This window comes from Vreelandella hamiltonii (assembly GCF_014651795.1).
GTDB classification, from domain to species: domain Bacteria; phylum Pseudomonadota; class Gammaproteobacteria; order Pseudomonadales; family Halomonadaceae; genus Vreelandella; species Vreelandella hamiltonii.
Map to the genome: position 1 here is coordinate 41016 of NZ_BMXO01000007.1, position 17572 is coordinate 58587.

17 protein-coding genes are annotated in these 17572 nt (G+C 61.9%); 13 read left to right on the forward strand and 4 right to left on the reverse strand.

The window, feature by feature from the left end:
• Positions 1–153 precede the first annotated feature (153 nt).
• The gene (gene rimO, locus IE061_RS08850) at positions 154–1521 is read left to right on the forward strand and encodes a 30S ribosomal protein S12 methylthiotransferase RimO (protein WP_193461436.1); all 1368 of its coding nucleotides are present in this window, start codon (positions 154–156) and stop codon (positions 1519–1521) included.
• Here the strand turns inward: rimO and IE061_RS08855 are convergent.
• Complete coding sequence (locus IE061_RS08855; RefSeq protein ID WP_189463473.1) at positions 1508–2449, reverse strand: LysR family transcriptional regulator; 942 nt, start codon at positions 2447–2449, stop codon at positions 1508–1510. The genes rimO and IE061_RS08855 overlap by 14 nt on opposite strands.
• Positions 2450–2538: 89 nt before the next feature.
• Between IE061_RS08855 and IE061_RS08860 the strand changes: the two genes are divergently transcribed.
• Together IE061_RS08860 and IE061_RS08865 are read left to right on the forward strand one after the other, a co-directional pair.
• Entirely contained in the window at positions 2539–2967 is a 429-nt protein-coding gene (locus IE061_RS08860; RefSeq protein ID WP_039175165.1) for a DMT family transporter, read from the forward strand.
• Between the two features lie 13 nt (positions 2968–2980).
• Positions 2981–3439 (forward strand): DMT family transporter, encoded by a 459-nt coding sequence (locus tag IE061_RS08865; protein ID WP_039175164.1) that lies wholly within the window; start codon positions 2981–2983, stop codon positions 3437–3439.
• Positions 3440–3442: 3 nt separating this feature from the next.
• Here the strand turns inward: IE061_RS08865 and IE061_RS08870 are convergent, their stop codons facing one another.
• On the reverse strand, positions 3443–4195 hold the full coding sequence (locus IE061_RS08870; RefSeq protein WP_193461437.1) for a DeoR/GlpR family DNA-binding transcription regulator: 753 nt from the start codon (positions 4193–4195) through the stop codon (positions 3443–3445).
• A gap of 158 nt (positions 4196–4353) precedes the next feature.
• Between IE061_RS08870 and IE061_RS08875 the strand changes: the two genes are divergently transcribed.
• From IE061_RS08875 to IE061_RS08900, 6 genes are all read left to right on the forward strand, one after another.
• A complete protein-coding gene (locus tag IE061_RS08875; RefSeq protein ID WP_193461438.1) occupies positions 4354–5331 on the forward strand; it encodes an ABC transporter substrate-binding protein in 978 nt (325 codons plus the stop codon).
• A gap of 2 nt (positions 5332–5333) precedes the next feature.
• Positions 5334–7034 (forward strand): ABC transporter permease, encoded by a 1701-nt coding sequence (locus IE061_RS08880; protein ID WP_193461439.1) that lies wholly within the window; start codon positions 5334–5336, stop codon positions 7032–7034.
• The gene (locus IE061_RS08885; RefSeq protein WP_193461440.1) at positions 7022–8068 is read left to right on the forward strand and encodes an ABC transporter ATP-binding protein; all 1047 of its coding nucleotides are present in this window, start codon (positions 7022–7024) and stop codon (positions 8066–8068) included. Before IE061_RS08880 ends, IE061_RS08885 begins: the two co-directional genes overlap by 13 nt.
• A complete protein-coding gene (locus IE061_RS08890) occupies positions 8065–9162 on the forward strand; it encodes an MBL fold metallo-hydrolase (RefSeq protein ID WP_193461441.1) in 1098 nt (365 codons plus the stop codon). The genes IE061_RS08885 and IE061_RS08890 overlap by 4 nt, the downstream gene beginning before the upstream one ends.
• Positions 9159–9605, forward strand: a complete 447-nt coding sequence (locus IE061_RS08895) for a phosphatase domain-containing protein (protein ID WP_016915127.1) — start codon at positions 9159–9161, stop codon at positions 9603–9605. The genes IE061_RS08890 and IE061_RS08895 overlap by 4 nt, the downstream gene beginning before the upstream one ends.
• A 75-nt stretch (positions 9606–9680) precedes the next feature.
• Complete coding sequence (locus tag IE061_RS08900; RefSeq protein ID WP_193461442.1) at positions 9681–10064, forward strand: hypothetical protein; 384 nt, start codon at positions 9681–9683, stop codon at positions 10062–10064.
• Between the two features lie 85 nt (positions 10065–10149).
• Here the strand turns inward: IE061_RS08900 and IE061_RS08905 are convergent, their stop codons facing one another.
• Entirely contained in the window at positions 10150–11748 is a 1599-nt protein-coding gene (locus IE061_RS08905) for a solute:sodium symporter family transporter (RefSeq protein ID WP_039175158.1), read from the reverse strand.
• 301 nt (positions 11749–12049) lie between these two features.
• On the opposite strand from IE061_RS08905, the gene IE061_RS08910 reads away from it, so the two are divergent.
• The 3 genes from IE061_RS08910 to IE061_RS08920 are packed head-to-tail and all read left to right on the forward strand — an operon-like array spanning position 12050 to position 14249.
• Complete coding sequence (locus IE061_RS08910; RefSeq protein WP_016915131.1) at positions 12050–12463, forward strand: DUF350 domain-containing protein; 414 nt, start codon at positions 12050–12052, stop codon at positions 12461–12463.
• Between the two features lie 10 nt (positions 12464–12473).
• Complete coding sequence (locus IE061_RS08915; protein ID WP_039175157.1) at positions 12474–13064, forward strand: DUF1190 domain-containing protein; 591 nt, start codon at positions 12474–12476, stop codon at positions 13062–13064.
• 18 nt (positions 13065–13082) lie between these two features.
• Positions 13083–14249, forward strand: coding sequence for a glutathionylspermidine synthase family protein (locus tag IE061_RS08920; RefSeq protein ID WP_193461443.1), 1167 nt, complete (start codon positions 13083–13085; stop codon positions 14247–14249).
• 27 nt (positions 14250–14276) lie between these two features.
• On the opposite strand, the gene IE061_RS08925 is transcribed toward IE061_RS08920, so the two are convergent.
• Positions 14277–15224, reverse strand: coding sequence for a hypothetical protein (locus IE061_RS08925; protein WP_193461444.1), 948 nt, complete (start codon positions 15222–15224; stop codon positions 14277–14279).
• Positions 15225–15529: 305 nt separating this feature from the next.
• On the opposite strand from IE061_RS08925, the gene IE061_RS08930 reads away from it, so the two are divergent.
• Positions 15530–17560 carry a methyl-accepting chemotaxis protein gene (locus IE061_RS08930; protein ID WP_189463482.1) on the forward strand — a complete coding sequence of 677 codons (2031 nt, stop codon included), beginning with the start codon at positions 15530–15532 and terminating at the stop codon, positions 17558–17560.
• Positions 17561–17572: the final 12 nt, after the last annotated feature.

Here is a 17572-nt window from a genome sequence, read left to right on the forward strand (position 1 = left end):
GTCGCCTGCCGAACACGTTGGCGAATCCAACGCGTAGAGGTTCCCCCCGCTGGTCAAGGGCGCTAAAATGCCGCCCCTTATCTTCTCGCCATGTTCTTTTTGGGGCCTCTGCTCAAGGTGATCGCCCCTCAGCTCTCTTCCTCGAGGCCCATTATGTCCACACCCAAGGTCGGTTTTGTTTCGCTAGGCTGCCCTAAGGCACTGGTCGATTCCGAACGCATTCTGACCCAGCTGCGTAACGATGGTTACGAGATCGTACCCACCTACGACGATGCCGATGTGGTGGTCGTCAATACCTGCGGTTTCATCGACAGCGCCAAGGCCGAGTCCCTGGACGCCATTGGCGAAGCCATTGCCGAAAACGGCAAGGTGATCGTGACTGGCTGCATGGGGGTGGATGAGTCCGTGATTCGCGACGTGCATCCTAACGTTCTGGCGGTGACGGGCCCACAGCAGTACGAGCAGGTGGTGAACGCCGTGCATAGCGCGGTGCCCTTCGTCAGCGAGTACGACCACCGCATCGACCTGGTGCCCGCCCAGGGCATCAAGCTGACGCCGCGCCACTATGCCTACCTGAAGATTTCCGAAGGCTGCAACCATACCTGCAGCTTCTGCATCATTCCCTCCATGCGGGGCAAGCTGGTCAGCCGCCCCGTGGGTGAGGTACTGCGCGAAGCCGAAGCCCTGGCGCGGGCCGGAGTGAAAGAGCTGCTGGTGATCTCCCAGGACACCAGCGCCTATGGCGTCGATGTGCGCTACGTGGAGAACGAGTGGCACGGGCGCCAGGTCAAAACGCGCCTGACCGAACTGTGCGATGCGCTGTCCGAGCTGGGCATTCGCGTGCGCCTGCACTACGTCTACCCTTACCCTCATGTGGATGAGCTGATTCCGCTGATGGCCGAGGGCAAGATCCTGCCGTACCTGGATATTCCTTTCCAGCACGCCAGCCCCAAGGTGCTCAAGGCGATGAAACGCCCCGCCTTCGAAGACCGTACACTGGAGCGCATCAAACGCTGGCGCGAGCAGTGCCCCGAGCTGACCATCCGCTCGACCTTCATCGTCGGCTTCCCCGGTGAAACCGAAGAAGATTTCCAGTACCTGCTGGACTGGCTGAGCGAAGCGCAGCTGGATCGGGTGGGCTGCTTCCAGTACTCCCCGGTAGAAGGTGCCCCCGCCAATGAGCTGGGCCTGGCGCAGGTACCCGATGACGTGAAGCAGGACCGTTGGGAGCGCTTCATGGCCCACCAGCAGGAGATCTCGGCAGCTCGCCTGCAGGCCAAGATCGGCCGTGAGATCGAAGTGCTGGTCGACGAAGTGGACGACGAAGGCGCCATTGGCCGCAGCGAAGCCGACGCCCCGGAAATCGATGGCATGGTCTATCTGGAAAGCCGCCATGCGCTGCGCGCCGGCGACCTGGTCAGAGCACGCGTCACCCATGCCGACGAGTACGACCTGTGGGCCGAGGTGATCGATACTCCCCAGCCGCTGAACTTTGTCAATAACATCGTCAACGCGGGCTGATGCTATCCCAGTAGGGCGGGCTCCCAATGACCTGCTCCAGATGGGTCATGAACACCGAGACCTTTGACGAGCGAAGACGGTTGTCTGGATAAATCGCATAGATATTGTCCAGATGACCGTCGTCGGAGGCTTCCCACTGCGTCAGCAAAGGCACCAGCGTTTGCTGGCGCAGTGGCTCAAACAGCAGCCACGAGGGAAACATCACCACGCCCTGCCCGGCGATGGCCGCTTCCACCAGGCTTTCGGCATTGTTGGCCACCAGATTTCCCGCCAAAACATGGCGCACCGCACGCGCCTCTTCAAACGCCCGAAAATGCCATGACTGCGTCCCTTTGCTGCCTTTGTAAAGCAGGCAGTTATGCTTTCCGAGCGCATGGGGTGTCGTTGGCACGCCCTTCTCCGCCAGATAACTCGGCGCAGCACACACGATGAAACGCTGGCGAGCAATGCCACGAGCCACCAGGCTGGAGTCTGCCAAGGCTCCCACGCGAATGACCACATCGGCCCCCTCCTGCACGGGATCGATGAAGCGATCTTCCAGCGTCAAATCGACTTCGATTTCAGGGTAGCGCTGCTGAAACCGGGCCAAATGGGGGGCGATATGGCGCCGACCGAACGCCACGGGCGCATTGATTCGAAGCACCCCGCGAGGGTGCCGAGCCCCTCCCATGACTTCCTCGGTGGCAAGCTCCAGTCGCGCCAGCGCCTCGTGCACTTCATGGAAGTAACGTTCCCCTGCCTCCGTCAGCTTGACAGCTCGCGTATGGCGATAAAGCAAACGCTGGCCCAGCGCTTGCTCCAGACTGGCGATATGCCGCGACGCCGAGGACGTCGGCAACCCATAGTAGCGTGCAGCCTCTGAAAAACTGCCGCTGGTAGCCACGCGAACAAACAGCCGCAGTGCCAGCAGGCGAATCGAGTTGTCCAAAATGCAATAGTCCTTTGCCCGTTTAACGCATTGTAGCAACAAGCGTGTCTCTTTAGAGTGCGGCCTCTTTCTGAATCGGGGAACGACACATGCAACACGCGTTGATACTGCTCGGCGTATTGATCGCCGGGATGGGGTTATCGGTGGAGGCAGGGCTGCTAGGGCCTCTGGGGGAACAGGTGGGGTACTTTTCTGCCACGCTCTCCATCTTCCTGGTAGGTGCCCTGCTACTGTCGCTTGCGCTGCTATTCGCGCCCAAACGCCAGCTGGGTGCGCTGTTTCAGCAGCCTCGCTGGCTATTGACGGGCGGCTTGCTGGGGCCGATCTACGTCATTGTGTTGACCCTCGCCACGCCGCTGGTGGGTGTGGGCATGACCATGGTGGGTATCTTGTGCGGCCAGGTCGCGGCCAGCCTGGCCATTGACCACTTTGGCTGGCTGGGTAGCGAACGGCGTCGCGTCGATGGCTATCGCCTGGCGGCACTGGCCATGATTCTTGCTGCCCTTTGGTTGATGTAACAGGAGACCCACCATGCTATTACCCATTGTCTTTGCCCTGCTACTGGCGGGCGGTGCAGTCCTGGCCGCCCAATCCTCCATCAATGGCCGTCTGGGCGCTCATACTGGCGTCATGGAGAGCGCTTGGCTGACGTTCGCCGTGGGTGCCGTACTGACCTTTTTGCTGGTGCTCTTTTTCGAGCCCCCTCAGGAAGCAACGCTCATGAGCGTGCCCAAGTGGCAACTGACCGGGGCGCTCTTCGGGGTGGTCTACATGCTGGCCATCGTCTTTGCAGTACCGCGTGTCGGGACGGCTGCTGCCACGGTATCGGTGATTTCGGGCCAGCTGCTGATGAGCCTGCTGATTGACCACTTTGGCTGGCTCGATAACGCTCAGCGTGAACTGGATGGCTCACGCTACCTGGCCATGGCACTGTTGCTCGTGGCGATCGTCCTGATCTACCTGAGCCACCGGCAGCAGCAACGCGACTGACGCTCAACATAGAAATCTCACCCCCTGGGCCGCCAGGGGGCTTCTGAGCCGGTCGGGCAAGGGGCTGTCGGTGATCACCGCATGATAGTCGGCCAGCGATCCGGCGGCGCAGCGCAGCGGCAGGTCGAACTTGGTCTTGTCCAGTACCAGAATACGGTACGCCGCGTGGGCCAGCAGCGCCTCCCGGGCCATGACTTCGTCATCGTTGTAGTCGTACAGCAGGCCCTGGCTATCCATCCCGCCCACCGAGACGATGCCCACATCGACCCGATAACGCTGAAAGAAGCGCCAGGCATCACCGCCTATCACGTCCTGGTCGCGACGTCGCACGCGACCACCCGCCACGACCAGCTCGCACTCCAGGGCACACAGTTTGATCAGCGCATGCAGGTTGTTGGTCATGATCTGCAGGCCCTGCTTGCCGTGCAGCGCATCGGCCAGCTGCTCCACCGTGGTGCCGGTGCCTAAAAACAGCGACTGGTGATCGGCAATCAGCGAGGCTGCCTGACGGGCAATGTGCCGCTTGCCTGCCTGATTGACGATCTGGCGCTGGTCATAGCCGACATTCTCCTGGTCAGGAAACGCCATCACCTCACCGTGCCGGCGCAGCAGCAGCCCTTGCTCGGCCAACGAGCGTATGTCGCTGCGCACGGTTTGCACCGAGACACCAAACCGTCGCGCCAATGCTTCCAGGGTTTGCCGCCCCTCGTCCCGCACGCAGGCCAGCACCGCCCGCCGACGTTGATTGATGTCCATGCTTCCTCCCGGTTTTCCCTTCAAGGTTGACGCCAGCAAAACGAAAACCATTTTCTGCTCGGCGAAAGTCATTCGCTTTCAAACGAAAGCTTAGTGTCACGATGTTGTAAGGCGATGACAGTAGTGTGATCACTGTTCACCTACAGGAGGTTTCCCCGATGTTGAAGCGTTCGTTGTGTCGTGCCGTGACCCTTGCAAGCCTTGCCCTGTCCACGCCTCTGTTGGCCAACCAAACGCTGGTGCTCTATACCAGCCAGCCCAACAGCGACGCCCAGCAAACCGTGGATGCCTTCCAGGCGGCCTATCCGGAGATCGAGGTGGAGTGGGTGCGCGACGGCACGACGCGCCTGATGACTCGCCTGCGTTCGGAGCTGGCCGCGGGGGTGAGCAACCCCGACGTGCTGCTGATCGCGGACAGCATGACCATGGAGTCGCTGAAGCAGGAGGGCCATCTGCAACCCTATCTGAGCCCCGAGCGCGACGCCTACGATGAGGCGCTCTACGACGCCGACGGCTACTTCTACGGCACCAAGCTCATTACCACCGGGATCGTTTACAACACGGGTGCCGAGCACCAGCCGCAACGCTGGGCCGACCTGATTGGCCCGGAGTACGAAGGTCTGGTCACCATGCCCAGCCCCCTCTACTCCGGCGCAGCGCTGATCCACATGGCCGCCATCGGTGAAACGTCGCTGGGCCTGGAGTATTACGACGCCCTGCACGCCAACCGCACGGAAGCCCAAAGCGGTAACGGTGGCGTCTTCAACGCCGTGGCAGCAGGCACCAAGCCGTACGGCATCGTGGTGGATTTCCTGCCTATCCGTGAAGCGGCCAAGGGTTCCCCCGTGGCGTTCGTCTTCCCTGAGGAAGGCGTCAGCGCCGTGACCGAGCCCGTCGCCATCATGGCGGAAGCCCAACACCCGGATGCTGCCCAGAAGTTCGTCGATTTCGTGCTCTCCCAAGCCGGGCAGGAATTGGTGAGCCAGCAGGGCTATCTGCCCGCGCACCCGGACGTTGCTCCGCCGGAAGGCTTTCCCGAACGCGAATCGATTCAGCTGATGCCGGTCGATATCGAGCAAGCGCTGTCCGAGGAAGAAGCGCTCAAGCAGCGCTTCAATGAGCTGTTTGGCGGTTGATGATGAGCCCTTCGCTGAACGTTGGCAGCCAGCATCGCTGGCTGCTTACCCTGCTCACGCTGTTGGTGGTGTTGCTCAGTCTGGCACCCAGCCTGCGGCTTTTGATGGAAGCCCTCAGCGACCTGGGCCAGGGCAGCAGTGCCCCGCTGTGGAAAGTGCTCAACGCGGCCAGCACCTGGCGCGCCTTGTGGCACAGCCTGTACACCTCGGGCCTGGGCATGCTGATTGCTCTGGTGCTGGGCAGCCTGTTCGCCTTCGTGATCACTCTGACGGACATTCGCGGCAAGGCCTGGCTGGTATTCTGCTTCATGCTGCCCATGATGATCCCGCCCCAGGTCACTGCGCTGAGCTGGCTACAGTTGTTCGGCCCGGCCAGCCCTTTACTGAAAAGCCTCGGCATGGCGCCGCCGCTGGGCAGCCCCCAGCCGCTCTATTCCGCCGAAGGCATCGCGCTGCTGCTCGGCATTCAAAGTGCACCGCTGGTATTTCTGGCGCTGCGTACCTCGCTCATGTCGCTCCCCCGTGAGCTGGTCGAAGCTGCCCGCATCAGCGGCGCCCGCCAGGGTCAGGTCTGGGGGCATATCATTCTGCCCGTGACCCGACACGGCCTGATCGCCGGAGCGGCCATGGCCTTCATCTCCAGCCTGGGCAATTTTGGCATTCCCGCCATGCTGGGCATTCCCGCAGGCTATTACGTGCTGCCCACCTTGATCTACCAGCGCATGGCCAACTTTGGCACCGGCGTGCTGGCAGAAATGGCGGCGCTTTCTCTGTTGATCGGTGTGCTGGCCCTGGCCGGGGTGGCCCTGCAGCAGTACTGGATGAATCGCAGCCGCTTTGGCCTGGGTGGGCACAGCGGCCGCGCCCACGATTTTTCACTGGGGCGCTGGCGTACCGGCGTGACGACCCTGCTGATCATGGTGCTGCTCTTGATCCTGGTGGCGCCGCTGCTCGCGCTGGTGGTGAGCTCGCTGGTCCCGGCCATGGGCGTTCCCCTGAGCCTGGATACCATCACCCTCAACGCCTACCACGAGGTCATCGGCCGACAGGGCGCCACCTGGCGGGCCGTGCGCAACAGTGTCTGGCTGGCAGGCGGTGCCGCGCTGGTGCTGATGCTGTGCAGCCTGCCCCTGGCGTACCGTCTTCAGCGTCTGCCGCCTCGGCTACAGCAGCTCACCCTGAGCGTCATCGAACTGCCCTATGCCCTGCCTGGCGTGGTGCTGGCGATTGCCTGCATTCTGCTGTTCGTGCGCCCGCTGCCACTGATCAATCTGGCGCTGTACGGCACCCTTGGGCTGATTTTCGTGGCCTACCTGGCGCGCTTTCTGGTGGTCTGCCTGAAGCCGGTCAGCGCCAGCCTTGCGCAGCTCGACCCCTCGCTGGAAGAAGCCGCCCAGCTGGCCGGTGCTGGCCCCTGGCGGCGGCTGGCCACCATCGTGATGCCGCTGATCGCGCCCTCCCTGTTTGCCGGTGGGCTGCTGGTATTCCTGCTGGCCGTCAACGAGCTCACCGTGTCGGCGCTGCTCTGGAGCGCAGGCAACGAAACCCTGGGCGTATTGATCTTCAACCTGGACGAAGGGGGCGAAAGCGTGCTGGCGTCGGCGGTGGCCGTGCTGGTCGTGGCCATGGTGGCCACCTTGATGCTGCTGCTGAGCCTGATGGCCCCTCGCTTACCCAAAGGAGTCGTGCCATGGCAAGGCTAATGCTCGACCGCGTTACCAAACAGTTTGGCCAACACACCGCAGTCAATGGCGTCACCCTCGATATCTCTCCCGGCGAATTCGTGGCGCTGCTGGGCCCCAGCGGCTGCGGCAAAACCACCATGCTCCGCATGCTGGCAGGGTTCGAGCAGGTGAGTAACGGCACTATGACACTCGGTGAGACGCTGCTGGCCAGCGCCCACCACCATGTGCCCCCCGAGCAGCGCAACATGGCCATGGTGTTTCAGTCCTACGCGCTATGGCCACATATGAGCGTGGCCGACAACGTGGGCTACCCGCTGAAGCTGCGCCGCATTCAAGGCAGCGACTACCAGCGCCGAGTCGCCCAGGCGCTGGAGCAGGTGGCGTTGACCCCCTATGCCCAGCGCTCGCCCCAGGCCCTCAGCGGCGGCCAGCGCCAGCGGGTGGCACTGGCCCGATGCCTAGTCACCGACCCCGACGTGGTGCTGCTGGACGAACCGCTCGCCAACCTGGACCGCAACCTGCGGGCCGCCATGGAGCACAGCTTCGTGGATTTCCACCGGCGGACCCAGGCCACCATGGTCTACGTCACCCATGACCAAAGCGAAGCCATGGCCATGGCAGACCGCATTGCCGTCATGCGGGAGGGCGAGCTGGTGCAGTGGGCCACGCCCGAAACGCTCTACCGAGCGCCGCGCAGCGAATGGGTCGCGAGGTTCATCGGCCAGGGTAGCCTGCTTCACATTGCCAGCGGCGCGCCTGGCCAGCGTCTCACCGAAAGCGCTTTGATGAGCGGGCTGGCCGCGCCGCTCACCGCGCGTTCGCAGCCCGTGCTGGTGCGCCCGGAGCACGTGCATCTGGATGCCACGGCCCCCAACCCCCACGACCTGACCGCCCGCGTTGAACGGCTGACGTTCCGCGGTGAGCGCTATGAGCTACACCTGCGCCTGAGCACCGGCGATGCCCTGCTGGCGTATCATCCCCACGCCCTTGGCGAAGGCCAGCAGGTCGCGGTGCGCCTGCTGGAAGGCTGGTGCCTGGAGCCCGACCAATGAGCGCCTTGGTGGAGATCCTCAGCGGGCTGGGCGACAAGGGCCCGGCCGCCATCGTGGTCGAGGCCCAAGGCAAGCGCCTGCTGCTGGATGCGGGCGGCGCACTGCATCCCGGTGAGGCGATCACCTGGGCGGCGGGGCTCGCGGTAGACGCCGTGCTGATCAGCCACGATCATATCGATCATATTGGCGGGGTGGCCGAGCTGCCCGAGCAGCTGCCGCTCTACTGCACGCCGCTGGTCGCCAAGGCGCTGCCGCCCCACAGAGCGTGGCGGCCACTGCCCTATCGCGGCCGTCTCGAAGTGGAAGGCATTACCGTCACCACCGGCCAGGCGGGCCACTCGCTGGGAGGTGTCTGGCTGCACCTCGACGTGGCGGGCGGACTTTTCTATAGCGGTGATGCCTGTTTCGAGTCGCGGCTGTTTCCCTTCGATACGCCGCCACCTGCCCGTACGGCACTGCTGGACGCCTCCTACGGCAGCTACGACCAGCCCCAGGCACACTGCATCAGTACCCTGGGCAGCGCCCTGGATACGCCACTGGTGCTGCCGGTACCGGAAACGGGACGGGCGCTGGAAATGGCGCTATGGTTGGCAGAGGAAGCAGATCGCCGACAGCTCCCCCTGGCCATCGACCCCATCATCCGCGACAACCTGGCCGCTCTGCTGGCGCTGCCACGCGGTTTACGGCGTGACGGGCTGGACGACGCCATCGGCACCCTGCTCCAGCGGCCCAGCGCCAGCCATCCGGCACTCTGGCTGGTCAGCGACCGTGACGACCAGCCCGCCGACTGGCCCGACCACCGTCTGCTGCACACCGGCTACCTGACGCCACAGCGCTGTGCGCAGCTGGCTGCCAACGAGGTGCTTTGGCAACGCTGGAACGTCCATCTGCGAGCCTCGCATCTGGTGGCACTGGCCCATCAGCTCCAGGCTGCTCAGGTCGTGCCTCTGTTTACGCGACTGGACGATGAAGCCATTGACCACTGGCGCGAACGTCTAGGCACGCGGCTGACGACCCAGGCACGGCTTGTCCTCAGCAGCCGTTCTCAAGGTTCGGCCGTTTCACTCTTTGCATCTCAGGAATCCATGTCATGACCGCAGTCATCGTTGACGTCGACGGCACGCTTGCCGAATTTCACCCCCAGCAAGTCCACGAGTGGGTGCTGGGCCCCGCCAAACAGTGGGACCCCTTCTTTGCCCACATGGCCCAAGCGCCGGTCATCGAACCCGTGGCCAAACTGGTCAAGCTGCTGAAGGCCCAGGGCCAGCAAATCGTCATTTGCAGCGGCCGCCCGGACAGCCACCGCGAGCATACCCAGGCCTGGTTAGACCGCCATGCCATCCCCTTCGATGCCATGTACCTGCGCCCCGAGGGCGATGACCATGTGGACGATGAAGAGGTAAAAGCCGCGCTACTCGATCAAATGCGCAGCGACGGCTTTGCGCCCTGGCTGGTACTGGACGACCGCGACGCCGTGGTCGCCCAGTGGCGCGCCCTGGGGCTTACCTGCCTGCAGTGCGCACCGGGGGATTTTTAGCCTAGCCTGTAGCAGCTCTCAACGAGCTGCTCTAAGCTGACGCATGGTGAGTCTGACCACACAAGGAAGTGACCTATGCCATTACACCGTTTGCTGTTACCTGCCGTGGTGGTGCTGCTGGCTGCCTGTAGCGATGACCAAGCCCCCGTGGCCGAGCCCATGTCCCAGGAAACGCTTTATGGCGATTGGGCAGCAGAGCCCGAGTGGTGTCACGCAGGGCAGGAAGGCGCCCCAATCCGCCTGGCAGCTGGCCGCTTCGAAGGGCTGGAAAATCACTGCGAAATGGGGCTGGAAGCGAGCAGCACGCCGAACGCATGGGAGGCGACACTGCACTGCCATGGAGAAGGAGTGACCAGCGAAGAACAGCTCCAGCTCACCCTGAACACTCAGGAGACGCTGACCTTGCGCTATCTGGATCGCGAGACATCACCCATCACGCTATATCGCTGCGACTCTTAAAACCACCGCTGACAAACGCCAACGCCCCGCAAAGCGGGGCGTTGGCGTTGGCGTTGGCGTTGGCGTTACTACACGTGGCCGATGATCAACCGCCTGCAAACGAGGCGTACATGATCACCACCAGCACCACCAGCACGATGCCGGTGGGCACGGCACCTTTCCACGGGGTGAGGTCGACATCGCCCGAGGCTTCCTGGACCCAGTCCGTGGCGCGGGGGCGCAGCTTGCCGATCACCAGCATCACCGCGACCAGCAGCACGAACACCGCGGCGACGAAGTGGAACTCGTGCATGACCAGCGGCAGTTTGTTGAACGGCGGCACGAAGTAGCCTGCCGCGATCAACAAGCAACCGCCCACCAGGGCCACTTTTGCGGCCATGGGCGGCACACGCTTGGTCAACAGTCCTACCAGTACCACGGCCAGAATCGGAATGAAATAGATGGCGTTCATGCGCTGCAGGTAGCCGAACAGGCTATCCTGCCCCGCCAGCAGCGGCGCGATGATCATGGTGCTGATGGCCATGATCCAGCCAAACACCTTGCCGGATTTCACTACCTGCTCTTCCGTGGCGTCCTTTTTCAGCACGCCTTTATAGATCCCCAGGCTGAAGATCGTGGTGGTGCTGTTCAGCGCCGAATTGAACGAGGAGAGAATCGCACCCACCATCACCGCCGCAAAAAAGCCCGTCAGATACGGCGGCAGCACGTTGAATACCAGGTGCCCATAGGCTTCATCGGCGCGCACGCCCTGGTCGGCATACAAGTGGTAGGCAATGATGCCCGGAAGCACCAGATAGAGCGGCCCCAGCAGCTTGAAGAAGCCGGTCAACAGCACCCCTTTTTGGCCTTCCGCCAGATTTTTCGCTGCGAAGGTGCGCTGGATGATTTGCTGGTTGGTGGTCCAGTAGAAAAGGTGCAGCAGCAGTACGCCGGTAAAGATGGTCGAGAACGGCACCTGCTGGTCGGGGCCACCCATGGAGTTGAACTTGCTGGGGTCGCTCTCCTTCAGGATGCTCCAGCCTTCCATGACGCCTGTGCCGCCACTCACCGCCTGAAGGCCGAAGTAAACGATCACGAACCCGCCAATCAGTAGCCCCACGCCGTTGAGGGTATCGGACACCGCCACCGTGCGCAGGCCACCGAACAGCGCATAGACGGCGCCAATCAGGCCCACGACCCAGACGGTTGCCCACAGCAGAGCCGTGCTGGACTCGATGCCGGTCAAGCCCTGCAAGTCCAGCATGCCCTGCAAGCCAATGGCGCCGGAATAGAGAATGATGGGCAGCAGCACCACCGCGTAGGCAATCAGGAAGATGACGTTGGCAATGAGCTGGGTACCGGCATCGAAGCGAATCGCCAGCAGCTGCGGCAGCGTGGCAATCCCGCTTTTCAAGAAGCGCGGCAGGAAAAACAGCGCCAGAGCAACCAGCGCAATCACGGCGATGACTTCCCAGGCCATGACGCTCAGGCCGTCGGTAAACGCCGAGCCGTTCAACCCAACCATCTGCTCGGTAGAGAGGTTGGTCATCAGCATCGATGCGGCAATCAACGGAAACGTCAGGGTGCGCCCCGCCAGAAAATAGCCGTTGGTGCTGCGATGGTCATCGCGGCGTGTAATACGCCAGGTGACGAAGGCCACCAGGCCCGTAAAAAATAGAAACGATGCCAGGGTAAGGGCATGCATGAGGGAGGTCCTTCGAAGCGGTCGCGTCTTGGGCAGTACCCTGTGCGGGCACGAGGCGCAGTCTCTACACGATACGACACGGTGGATGTTGGTAAAAATACCAGTCTTCGCGGGATTCTAAGGAGGTGACACGATTCATCTATTAGCCTTTAGTCTTACTCAAGTGGCGCAAACGCTGTTTATTTACGTCATTCTGCATACTGCCTGCCCCTCGATCGAGAAATCACGTCGCGGGTAACGCAGCCACGCCCAGCTATGTCACAATACCGACCCTCAAGGATCACAAGGGAAGCACATCACCATGTTGCACTACCTGCAGGGATTACCGCACTTCTTTGCCTATCTGCTCAGCGCGCTGGGGATGCTGGTCGCGTTCATGTATTGCTACAGCCGACTCACGCCGCATCACGAATGGACACTGATCCGTGAAGGCAATGCCGCTGCCGCACGGGCCTACGGCGGTTCCATCCTCGGCTTCACGCTGCCGCTCTACAGCGCCATGGCCAACTCCATCAGCTACCTCGATTTCATTCTGTGGGGCATCGTGGCCTTCGGGGTGCAGATCGCCACGTTCTTCGGCTTGAAGCTGATGCTGCGCCGCCAGGGCGAGAGCCTTTCCCAGCACATTACCGAGGGGCACCAGGCTTATGGCACGCTGGTGGGCAGCGTTTCCATCGCGGTCGGCCTCATCAACGCCGCTTCCATGACCTGGTAAGGAGTTCGACATGGCAGATCAACATCTTCCTCGCCGCAAGCGCAGTGCACGGCTGTCGCTGGCCATGATGGGTACCGGCGCCTTTGGCCTGACCGCCTGTACCGAACCCGCCCAGGACGAACACATTACCGACGTGAATTTTGACGAACCGCGCAGCTTCCAGAGCGTCGAAGACTGTGTGGCCGCCAATATCTATACCCGCAGCGCCTGTGAGGAAGCCCATACGGCGGCGCTGGAGTCGGTACCGCGCTTCAATACGCTGGAAGCCTGCGAGGCCGAGCACGGCGAAGGCGCCTGTGCCGCGCCCAATGAAGAGCAGGCTCAGGCCAGTGGCGGTGGTAGCTGGTTCATGCCCGCCATGATGGGCTACATGATGGGGAGCATGCTGTCGAACACCAACCGTGGGCGTTCCTTCGAGCGGGTTTACCAGGAGCCGGTCTATCGCAACCGTGACAACCAGGGCAACTGGAATGCCGCCGCCAGCCAGGCGACCCAGCGGGTCAATCAACGCAACGACGCCATGCGCAACTCGGTGGTCCAAAGCCGTCAAACCACCACGCGCCGTGGCCTGGGCACGCGCTCTGCCTCCTGGGGCTCCTGACCTACACCCGGAGCCCTCATGCTAAGGATCACCGTTCCTGAACGACCCCAGTGGCAAGCCCTGGCACAGCAGCTGGGCTTCCACTTTCACACCATCGACGGCGAGCCCTACTGGAAAGAGAGCGCTTACTACCAGTTCACGCTGGAGCAGGTCGAGCGCGACATAGAAACACCCACCGAAACGCTGCACGAGATGTGCATGGCGCTGGTCGACCGCGTATGCCGCTCGGAAGCCCTGTTGCAGCGGCTGGCGATCCCCGCACCCATGTGGGAGACCATCCATCGCTCCTGGACCTCCGGCCAACCGCCGCTGTATGGGCGCATGGATTTTGCCTACTCAGGGGACGGCCCGGCCAAACTGCTGGAGCTGAATTACGATACGCCCACCTCGCTTTACGAGGCGGGGTTCTTCCAATGGGTATGGCTGGAACAGGCCATTGCCCAGGGCATCCTGCCTCGCCATGCCGACCAGTACAACTCCATCCAGGAGCGCCTGCTGAACGCCCTGGCACATCTGGGCGACCGGCTCCCCGACCGCACGCTGCATTTCTCTTGTGTGAAAGGCAGCGACGAGGAGCGGGCTACCGTCCGCTACCTGCAGGACATCGCGCTGCAAGCGGGGCTTCATGCGCCGTTCGTCTACATCGAGGATATTGGCGTGACGCCGGGGCAGTCCCACTTCGTGGACCTGGAAGACCAGCCGATGGCGGCGGTTTTCAAGCTGTACCCGTGGGAAGAGATGGCGGTGGAAGCGTTCAGCCAGCAGATCACCCAGCTGGACACCCACTGGTTCGAGCCGCCCTGGAAGGCGATTCTGTCCAACAAAGGTATCCTGCCGCTGCTGTGGGAACAGTTCGAAGGCCACCCCAATCTGCTGCCCGCCTATTTCGAGCCAACCGAGCACGCCTCGCCTGCGCCGGGCTGGGTTCGCAAACCGTTTTTCTCTCGGGAAGGCAGCAACGTCAGCCTGACCACCCCCGATGGAGTGTCGGAAAACGTCGGTGGGCCTTACACCGATAGCCCGTGGATTCGTCAGGCGTACCATCCGCTCCCCAGGTTTGGGGAGCGGCATGCCTTGGTCGGCAGCTGGGTGGTGGGCGACCGCGCCTGTGGTATCGGCATTCGCGAAGACGTGGGCAGAATTACCAAGGACACGTCCTGCTTCGTACCTCACGCGATCGTGTAAGCGTGCGTTTGTGAGCGCACGTCGCGCTCAGGCGGCGCTGCTGCCTTGGTGATGCTCGGCTGCAGGCTGCCACGCGGGCGCCACTCGAAGAGCTGCGCGATCCACACGGACCGTTTCGGCCCAGGCATTCTCTTGCGGGCGAAAGTGGCGCGCCCCGACCCAACGCAGCGGCTGCGCCAGTTTCACTTCTTCGGGCACGCCGCCCTTGATCAGCTTGAGCAGAAAATTGTCGCTTTCGGTGGGGTGCCAATGCGGCAACAGCTCGAACGGCGCATTCTGGGAACGGCGTGCTGCCAGCACACCCAGCCCCGGCTGGCAGTGCAGCTCGATGATGTGAGCCACGCCTTTGGCCAACAGCGCGCGATAGGTTTTCTTGTCCAATGGTGCGGTCGATACGGCAGTAATGCTCATGGGTAGCGAAGGAAGGCGCTGGGCCAGCTGGCGCCAGCGGTCTTCGCTGGTCACCATGATATCACCCGCCTTGAGCTCCCACAGAGCGTTGGCATGGTCGAACAGCGAACGAGGCTGCCACCCTGCCTGCTGAGGCAACAAAGCACCCAGCACGAACCCTGGCACCGTTTGCTTGGAAAGCCAGCTCACCAGCGAGCGCTGAGGTTGAGTATCGACGGTCAGCAGCGTTTGCAGCGCGATGGCTTCCTGCTGCAAGAAAGCGGCTTCGTAACGATGCTGACGCTGCAGCTGATGGCTGAACGCACCACCAATGGCGGTATCGAAAAGCTGGAGATGAGAAAAATCACCCTGTTCACTCAGCGCCGTGGCCCACTCTTCAAGCGTGATGCAGGTCGGGGACAACAGCTCTCCATCAGAGAGACCAAAAAAGCGCGTAACAGCCTGTACCAAACTGTCACGCTCAGCAGTGCCTGCCGATGGCAGCATCTCTGAGTGCGTGATGCCGTGGCGGGACATGATGCCCTGAAGCACCGCGAGCACGGTTGAAGAAGTGAGTGACAACATGATGCTTCCTTAGCAATTTGTCGTATCCATTTCGTTAACAGGCTACCTGCATGTATCACTTTTGTCAAAAAAAACACTTGCTACTTATACAAAAAATAATCTTTGTATAGAAAAAACGCCATCTTGGGCAGGTAAGCTATGTCGAACCGTTGGTCAGGCTTCTCAGCGCTGCGCAAATATCACAAAAAGCTCTATTAATCGTTGCTATCATGCTGATGAGCGACGTACGCGTCGTGCGATATTCATACCATAGACGATTTATCCTCATCATGAGGCCTTTGGGTTCACCTGGAGCAAGCCTGCCCATGACTGCGCGCTGGAAATCCTTGCCGTTACGGCTTCGACTGTTTGTCTCGTTCGGAACGGTGCTGGCACTGTCCATGCTGCTTGCCCTGTACCTGCAGGCTCGCACCCATAGCGAAGCGCGGTTAGAGCACTTGCTCGATAGCGAACTGCCCGCACAGGTCGAAGGCTTGGCCACTCGCATCACCTTGGGCTTGAGCCCAGCCCTCGCCGTTTCGGAAAGCCTGGCCAATAGCTATTTTATCGAGCAGTGGGTGACAGAGGGCTTGCCCGTCGAACAGCAGATCGAAGTCGAGCGTTATCTTTCACGCTTGATGGGGCAACTGGACACCGAACTGCTCTTCATCGCAGCGCAGACACCCAACCGGCAGGTCTACTTTCAGTATCGTGATGGCACTTTCCAGCAGCGCCCGCTGCAAGGCCCTGACAGCAGTGACGCCTGGTACCACGAGTTCACTCAGAGCGGTGCCGATTACAACCTCAATCTCGACAGCGACACGTTCAATCCGGACGATGCGTTTGTCTTCTTGAACTTCCGCAGCCAAGCCAATGCAGCCAACGGCCTGCCGGTGATCGTGGCCGGAGCGGGGCTCAACCTTGCTCGCATGGCCCAGTTCATCGACGACTACCGCCTGGGTGAAACCGGCCGCGCGGCCATTCTCAGCGCGGAAGGCGATTTTCTGATGAGCAGCGAGGAGGCCACGATTTCGGCGCTTCGCGAGCAGGAATCGGCAGGTTTGCTGCACACCGACAGCGAACTCAGAGTGCATGAAATCGAACGCGATGGGCGCGCCTTTTTTGTGGTGACCCGCTGGCTTCCCGAGGTGCAGCGCTACTTGATGGTCGAAGTCGCCAAGGACGAGTACACCACTACCGTCAGGGAGCGTTTCTTCAACTCCATCAAGCTGGGCCTGTTGATTCTACTGGCGGGACTGGTGCTGCTTTACCCCCTGACCGGTAGCCTGATTCGGCCATTGACCCGTTTTCAGCGTCAGCTCAAGGAGATCACCCACAGCCTGGATCTCTCCAAGCGGGTAGAAACCGATGACCGTGCCGAGCTTGGCGACCTGGCCGCTCAGACCAACGAACTGTTGGCCAGGCTATCCCGCGCGATTCAAGCCGTGTCGAACAATGCCCTTGCCTTGACCCAGGTCGCAGACCGTTTGGCCCAAACCGCCGGGCTTTCTGGCGTTCAGGGGGGCGATATACGCCATGAGGCCAATCAGACCATGGCGGCCGCCGTGGAGGAAATGGCGTCGTCCGTGGCCGAAATCACGTCGACCATGGAGGAGCTGTCGACTTCCTCGACCCAGATCGCCGACCATTCGCAGTCGGTGGTGGACGTGGCCAACCAGACGCTGGAGCGCAGCCGCAAAGGCAGCACGGCCATGCAACTCCTGCAGGCGCGCATGTACGATATCCGCAGCGATAGCGAGCAGAGCTTGGCAGAAATCATGGCGTTGGGCGCCAAATCGAAGCAGATCAGCAAGGTCATGGAGCTGATCAACACGCTGGCCGCGCAAACCAAGCTGATCGCGTTCAATGCGGCCCTGGAAGCCTCCAGCGCAGGGGAGTCTGGCCGCCGGTTTTCCGTGGTTGCCAACGAGATACGCCGTCTGGCCGATAGCGTCACCGACTCCACCCATGAAATAGAAGGCCACACCGACGACATTCAGCAGGCCATCAACCGGCTGGTGGTCGCCTCGGAGAAAGGGGCCACGTCCATCGAACAGGGTGTCGAAGCCAGCCAGAGTACCGCTCAGGACCTCGAAGCCCTGCTCAAGGCAGCCAGCCAGACCAGCAGTGCCGCCCAGCAGATCTCGCTGTCGACACAGCAACAGAAAACCGCCAGCAATCAGGTGGTCATTGCCCTGCGCGATATCGATACCGCCAGCGCACGCAATGCGCAGTCCGTGCGCAGCATCACCGAGATCAGCCAGGACATGATTCAGATGTCCGCCGAGCTGAACAGTCTGGTGCAGGAGTTCACGCTGGCAGCGCAACCCGACAGCCGCCGCCAGACGCAACCATGATCACCGGCATGG

What these genes read in the sequence shown, in the direction of transcription:
- IE061_RS08885 (WP_193461440.1), top strand. Translation starts at nt 7,022, where the DNA reads ATGGCAAGGCTAATGCTCGACCGCGTTACCAAACAGTTTGGCCAACAC.
- IE061_RS08910 (WP_016915131.1), top strand. Translation starts at nt 12,050, where the DNA reads ATGTTGCACTACCTGCAGGGATTACCGCACTTCTTTGCCTATCTGCTC.
- IE061_RS08895 (WP_016915127.1), top strand. Translation starts at nt 9,159, where the DNA reads ATGACCGCAGTCATCGTTGACGTCGACGGCACGCTTGCCGAATTTCAC.
- IE061_RS08890 (WP_193461441.1), top strand. Translation starts at nt 8,065, where the DNA reads ATGAGCGCCTTGGTGGAGATCCTCAGCGGGCTGGGCGACAAGGGCCCG.
- IE061_RS08900 (WP_193461442.1), top strand. Translation starts at nt 9,681, where the DNA reads ATGCCATTACACCGTTTGCTGTTACCTGCCGTGGTGGTGCTGCTGGCT.
- IE061_RS08925 (WP_193461444.1), bottom strand. Translation starts at nt 15,224, where the DNA reads ATGTTGTCACTCACTTCTTCAACCGTGCTCGCGGTGCTTCAGGGCATC.
- IE061_RS08905 (WP_039175158.1), bottom strand. Translation starts at nt 11,748, where the DNA reads ATGCATGCCCTTACCCTGGCATCGTTTCTATTTTTTACGGGCCTGGTG.
- IE061_RS08860 (WP_039175165.1), top strand. Translation starts at nt 2,539, where the DNA reads ATGCAACACGCGTTGATACTGCTCGGCGTATTGATCGCCGGGATGGGG.
- IE061_RS08875 (WP_193461438.1), top strand. Translation starts at nt 4,354, where the DNA reads ATGTTGAAGCGTTCGTTGTGTCGTGCCGTGACCCTTGCAAGCCTTGCC.
- rimO (WP_193461436.1), top strand. Translation starts at nt 154, where the DNA reads ATGTCCACACCCAAGGTCGGTTTTGTTTCGCTAGGCTGCCCTAAGGCA.
- IE061_RS08870 (WP_193461437.1), bottom strand. Translation starts at nt 4,195, where the DNA reads ATGGACATCAATCAACGTCGGCGGGCGGTGCTGGCCTGCGTGCGGGAC.
- IE061_RS08865 (WP_039175164.1), top strand. Translation starts at nt 2,981, where the DNA reads ATGCTATTACCCATTGTCTTTGCCCTGCTACTGGCGGGCGGTGCAGTC.
- IE061_RS08930 (WP_189463482.1), top strand. Translation starts at nt 15,530, where the DNA reads ATGACTGCGCGCTGGAAATCCTTGCCGTTACGGCTTCGACTGTTTGTC.
- IE061_RS08920 (WP_193461443.1), top strand. Translation starts at nt 13,083, where the DNA reads ATGCTAAGGATCACCGTTCCTGAACGACCCCAGTGGCAAGCCCTGGCA.
- IE061_RS08915 (WP_039175157.1), top strand. Translation starts at nt 12,474, where the DNA reads ATGGCAGATCAACATCTTCCTCGCCGCAAGCGCAGTGCACGGCTGTCG.
- IE061_RS08880 (WP_193461439.1), top strand. Translation starts at nt 5,334, where the DNA reads ATGAGCCCTTCGCTGAACGTTGGCAGCCAGCATCGCTGGCTGCTTACC.